This window comes from Methylobacterium sp. WL12, assembly GCF_008039475.1.
Classification (GTDB): Bacteria; Pseudomonadota; Alphaproteobacteria; order Rhizobiales; family Beijerinckiaceae; genus Methylobacterium; species Methylobacterium cerastii.
The window spans coordinates 1-5,600 of sequence record NZ_VRUW01000151.1; the positions used below are offsets into that span (position 1 = coordinate 1).

Consider the following 5,600-nt stretch of genomic DNA (forward strand, 5'->3'; position numbering starts at 1 on the left):
TTTCGGGATCGTTGCGCGGCCACTTCCGTATGCGCTGGGGCGCTACCTAGGCTGAGGCCCTTATCGCCGCCAGCCGAGGACAGGGTTCCGGATCCTGGCGCGGCCACTTCCGTATGCGCCGGCGCGCTTCCCAGGCTGACGCCCTTGTCGCTGTTGCTCGCGCTTTCGCCGAGTATCGCTCCGGCCTTTGAACCAGCGATCTCAGGCCCGGTCGAGCTGTTGACGTGCGTATCGATGAGGGTGAGTTTCTGGCTGAGGCTGGAAACCGACGCTGTGAGGACTGGCACGAGACTTGTACTCGTCGCCCGGATCTCAAGGTTATTGAGATCGTACCCACTTGTGTTTGCGCCAAGCTTGGCTAGAGCATCTGCGTCGACGCGGATGGATTTTATCAAGTCGACAAGCCAAGCGTCGACAGACACAGCCCCCGATGCGGCCGTAGGCTGGGTCGAACTCGAGAAACCGGTATGGTCTGTGATAAAGCTCGAGAGCGCGACGCGCACATTCGTGTTTGAGGACGTGTAGACGGTTGTCGCAGGAGCAATCGTCTGTACGACCTGGGAGGTCGCACCGCCTGCACTCAAGGCGCTGGCATGGTTAGCGTCAGTTCCACCGGGGCTGGACGGGGTGCTTAGGTAGGGTTCCGATCGCAGCGAAGGGGCTGCGCTGGTCGTCTCGGACGTAGAGACAACAGGTGCCGATGAAGCGCTTGCCGTTCCTGGGGTAGCTTCTGAAGCCGTAGTCTCATTGGTCGGTGACGCCACCTTGTTGGCGGTTGCGGCCTTCGGTGTGGTGGTCATGCCGAGGTGGACGGTGTGGATGCCTGACCAAGCCTCAAGCCCGGCGAACATCTCGGTGTTCGCGCGCATGAGCATACTGCCGTTTCCGCCCGGCAGAGGGTTGAGCGCCCCGGCTCCTAGATTCAGGCTGGCTGTTAACCCGCTGAAGTCGTGCGGTCCGTCAATCGCTCCATGGCCACTGATGAATTTGGCAGGTTCTATCAGAGCGGTGCTTGTTGCAAGGCTGAGCGCCGTATCCTCGCGACTACTCGCTCTATGCGCGAGCTCGGGAAAGAGATGGTCTTCCGCAGCAGAGATCTGGGACGCTTGATCCGACCCGTGCTCCTTGGCGAATAGGAGAGTCGAAGCTTGCCACGACGTTGACACTGGCTCGGTTCCGACCTGCAGCACACTCTCGCTCGCTAAGGCGATGGCTGACAGGATCAGCGCTTGGCGGCTCTGACGGTCTTCGTTCGAACTCCCTGAGGCTAAGGAGCTATCCTGTTCGTGCGCCTCGGTGACGTAGGATCTGCTATCGATTCCGTAGGGGACGCTCTCGGTCCCCCAGTCGCTGGCGCCGTGGTCGCTGGACGCAGATCCAGTCGCAAGCTCGCCAGCCATCGCGTCCCCACCCGCGAGCTGAAAGGCGACCGTGGCAACGATTGCGGCCAGTAGCGCGGCCGGATGCAGGACAAGATTGCCGGGCTTGCCTTGCGGGTTCTGACGCGGGATCGGTACGAGGGTCGGGTGCTCGGCCGCAACCGTGTTAAGCAGAGCACGGAAATCAGGCCCCTGCAGCGGGCGCTCGAACGCCTCGGAGGCGACGACGTAGAGATCGTCGATCCGCGCGAAGTGCATGATCACGTCGCCGTCGAAGCGGCAGAAGACGAACCAGGGATCGCCTTCGTCGCTCAAGCCCCGGTCGCTGGTCATGCGCAAGCCTGCCTGCGTGAGGGCGGCCTCCACGCGGTAGAACTCGGCAATCTCCTGCTGGGACCAGTCGCCCCGCGCAATCGGAGCAGGACGGAAGAACGAGAGAATGGCGCTCATCTAGTCCAAATCCTGACCCAAACCCACGCGGCGCGCACCTTGCTCAGCTGTGCGACCGAGTCTGCCCATAGACCCGTTCAGGTCAATGCTCATTGAACGAGTGGCCGAGCGCCTCGAAGAAGGGCGAGACGACATAGCTGAGCGCGGTGCGCTCGCCCGTGGTGACGATGACCTCGGCTGGCATGCCGGCCACCAGCCGGCCTTGCATCATCTCGGGGATCTGCAGCTTGCTGATCTGAACGATACCGAGAAAATAGGGCTGGTGCGTGGTTTCATCGATCAGGCGGTCGCGCGAGACAGTTTCGAGATTACCCAGAATCGTTGGGATGCGTCGCGAGTGGAAGCTCGGGAACTTGATTTCGGCCGGCATCCCGGCATGCACTGTCTCAAGGTCGTTGGGCGCGAACTGCACATGGACGACGAGCTTGTCGTCGTCGGGCACAATTTCCATCAGCGCTTCAGCTGAGCGCACAACCTGGCCGATTGTGTAGACCTTGAGATTTTGTACAACGCCTGAGCGGGGCGCACGCACCTCTAGGCGTCGTAGGACGTCTTGGGCGACCGCGAATTTTTCGCGTAGCTCTGCACTTTTCTGACGTGCCTCCAGGAGCTGGCCAGCGATGTCTTCCTGCAGCTTTTGGCGCAGTTGCGTTATCTGCAAGCCCGCCTCGTTGATGCCGTTCTCGGCTTTGGCCGTATCGGCAACCGAACGGCCGATGATGCCTTCAAGGCGCGTACGCTCCCGCTCCATCGAGAGGAGACGATTCATTGGGATCAGGTTTTTCTCGCGCAGCTGGCGCAGGCCAACGAGCTCCTGGTTGATGAAGCCAACCTGCTGCTCAGTGGCTGCCTTTTCGACGCCAAGCCCTAAAATTTCGTTCTTCAGCTGGCGCACCCGCGACTCGAAGAGTTCAATCTGACCGACGAGTGAGCCGCTTCGCTCTTTGAGCTGGGCCGTCTGGTCAGCAATCACCCGCGCGACGCCGGGCTCGGTACGACGAGCCAGGATCTCTGGTGGAAGCTCAAGACTATTTTGACCGTCCCGCTCGGCCAGGAGGCGCGCCTCCTGAACTAGGGTAGCGTCGAGCTGGGAGCGGAAGAGGTCGACGCTGGCATTCGCCTGAATGGGGTCGAGCCGGAGCATCAGATCGCCCTCGTGCACGGTCTGGCCTTCTTTAACCAGGACTTCGCGCACCATTCCCCCCTCAAAATGCTGCACGACCTTGCGGCTGTTCTCCACCGCGATCGTACCGGGGCTGACCACCGCCCGGTCGAGCCGGGCAACCGCCGCCCAAGCGCCCATCACGCCAAAGGTCGAGAAAATCAGCGCGTATCCGGCGACTGCGTGGTGCTTCCAGGTCGTCAGGCGGGGCGGTGTGGCAGGGCGCAGATTAGCCCCTGTGGGATCGCCCTCAGCCACGACAGGTCCAGTGCGGGTTAGACCCTGCTGAACCTTAGCTGTAGTGTTCGTGAGACGCGCGCGTAGCGCCGGAAGTTTGATGCTCATCGCTGTCTCGAAATTCCTGTCGCCCGATGCCTTGTCGTCAGCCCGCAGCCTTACCCAGCCGCGCGCTGGCCTTGCATACCAAGACGTCCGGTCGCGGGCGCAGCAACGGACGCGGTATCGGGGGATGGAACGGAGCGTGGGCCTGCCACTTGGCCGAGGATCTGATCACGTGGTCCGTAGGCTTGCACGGTGCCAGAATTCATTACCAACACCGTGTCGACCGCGCTCAAGATGTTAACCTTGTGCGTCACGATCAGGATCGTGGTGCCCATCTGCTTCAACTCTCGGACCGCTCGCATCAAGGCTTCCTCGCCCGCCGCGTCGAGGCTAGCATTCGGCTCGTCAAGGACGATGAAGCTCGGGTTGCCGTACATCGCACGGGCGAGCGCGATACGCTGGCGCTGGCCGCCCGAGAGCGCATGGCCGCCGCCACCGATCTGGGTGTTGTAGCCATCTGCCAGACTCTGGATCAGTTCGTGGCAGCCCGCCTTCTTGGCAACCGCAATCACTGCTTCCTCGTCGATCGTGTCGAAGCGAGCGATGTTCTGGGCGACCGTGCCGGCGAACAATTCGACGTCCTGGGGCAGGTAGCCGATATGGCGGCCGAGCGCCTGCGGATCCCAGTGCGTGATCTCCGAGCCGTCGATGCGCAGGGCCCCGCGCGCGATCGGCCAGACGCCGGTGACGGCGCGCGCCAAGCTCGACTTGCCAGCTGCCGACGGACCAACAACACCAACCACCGTACCCGGCGCGAGTCTGAAGCTGACACCCTGGAGGATCACCTGCGTTTTGCCGGGGGCGCCAACAAAAATGTTCTCGGCCTCGATCTGGCCAGCGGGCCGGGGCAGGTTCATACGCTCAGGCTCGGGCCCGGCGAGTTCGATGAGCTTCTGCAGGCGCCCATAGCTCGCCCGGACCGCGTTGAAACCTTTCCAGTTCGCAATGAGCAGTTCAACCGGGGCCAGAGCCCGCCCGATGATAATGGAGGCCGCGATCATCGAGCCTGGCGAGATCTCGCGATGGATCGCCAGATAAGCGCCGACGCCCAGGATCAGGGTCTGCAGGAACATGCGGACAAACTTAGTGCCCGCAACGATCAGGCCGGCCCGGTCACTCGCCAGCGCTTGGAACGCCAGCACTTCATCGTGGCGCTGGCTCCAGAGGCCACGCAGTGCCCCCAGCATGCCCATCGCCTGCAGCACTTCAGTGTTGCGCAGCGTCGCCTGCGCGTATTGACCAGCGGCGTTGCTGGCCTGGCTTGCAGCCGCGAGCTCGCGCTTCGTCGCGACCTCGTTGAGAAGGGTCAGGCAAAAGATGATGAGGCCGCCCCCGATCGCCATCCAGCCGAACCAGGGGTGCAGAACGAAGCAAGCGAGCAGGAAGACCGGGGTCCAGGGCGCGTCGCAGAAGGCAAGGAGGCCGCTGCCGGTGAGGAACTCGCGCACCGTGTCGACATCGCGGAGTGCGATGCCGTGGCCGCCTTCAGGATTACGCAGGTTACCCCGGTGGACGGCCGAGAAGATCGGGCTAGCAATCTTCTCGTCGAACAGCATGCCGGCCCGCACAAGAAGGCGCGAACGCAGCATCTCAAGAAGCGCGTAGACCACGAGCGCAAATGCCGCGATCAGAGTGATGCCTACGAGCGTCGTCACGTTGCGGCTCGATAGCACCCGATCATAGACCTGGAGCATGTAGAGCGGGCTGACGAACATCAGGAGATTGATGAAGAAGCTGAACACGATCGCTGTCACGAAGACAGGTCGCGTAGCCTTGATTCCTTCTTTCAGGACCGAAGACGCCCCCCCCACAGCCCTCATGTTCATGCCCAATGGCCCTATTCTTTAGCGACTCGCTGCGGATCCACGCGCACGCGCAAGCGCACGCCTATCACAATTATTCCGACGATGCAGCCACATGAATGATAATATGAAACTTAAAATGAGAGCTGCTGTTCCGGTTGCATAGATTTTTTGGACGGAATAAACAACTGAGATGTTGCTGAAGTGGCTCTCGCTTAGTGCGAAGCTGTCTCCGCGCCGGCCCCTGCGAGCATAAGCGCACCGTCGACTGTTGGATACAAATCTCGGAGCTGGTCGGTACTTTGCCCGAACGATGTGGCCGAATTAGGGGCACTGTTGCCCACGAGGCACGTATACCGGCCAGCCGAGCCGCCCGCGATTAGCCGTGGTCGATCTGCCAGCCAGAACGGCCCTCGGCGAGGCCCAGCTCCCAAAAATGCACGAGCGGATTGATGCCAGAGGCGT

At 62.0% G+C, this 5,600-nt stretch carries 2 protein-coding genes and 1 pseudogene; all 3 read right to left on the bottom strand.

The genetic code is table 11. The features are described from left to right. Nucleotides 1-1,829, bottom strand: a pseudogene (locus FV226_RS26610) (hypothetical protein); the annotation flags it as partial. 82 nt (nt 1,830-1,911) lie between these two features. Continuing rightward, nucleotides 1,912-3,219 carry an HlyD family type I secretion periplasmic adaptor subunit gene (locus FV226_RS26615; protein WP_246691746.1) on the bottom strand — a complete coding sequence of 436 codons (1,308 nt, stop codon included), beginning with the start codon at nt 3,217-3,219 and terminating at the stop codon, nt 1,912-1,914. Nucleotides 3,220-3,386: 167 nt separating this feature from the next. Then, nucleotides 3,387-5,159, bottom strand: coding sequence for a type I secretion system permease/ATPase (locus FV226_RS26620; RefSeq protein ID WP_147765287.1), 1,773 nt, complete (start codon nt 5,157-5,159; stop codon nt 3,387-3,389). Between the last annotated feature and the right edge of the window lie 441 nt (nt 5,160-5,600).

Bases quoted from the DNA above. Each gene is read 5' to 3' on its own strand.
- FV226_RS26620 (WP_147765287.1), bottom strand. From the start codon at position 5,159: ATGAACATGAGGGCTGTGGGGGGGGCGTCTTCGGTCCTGAAAGAAGGA.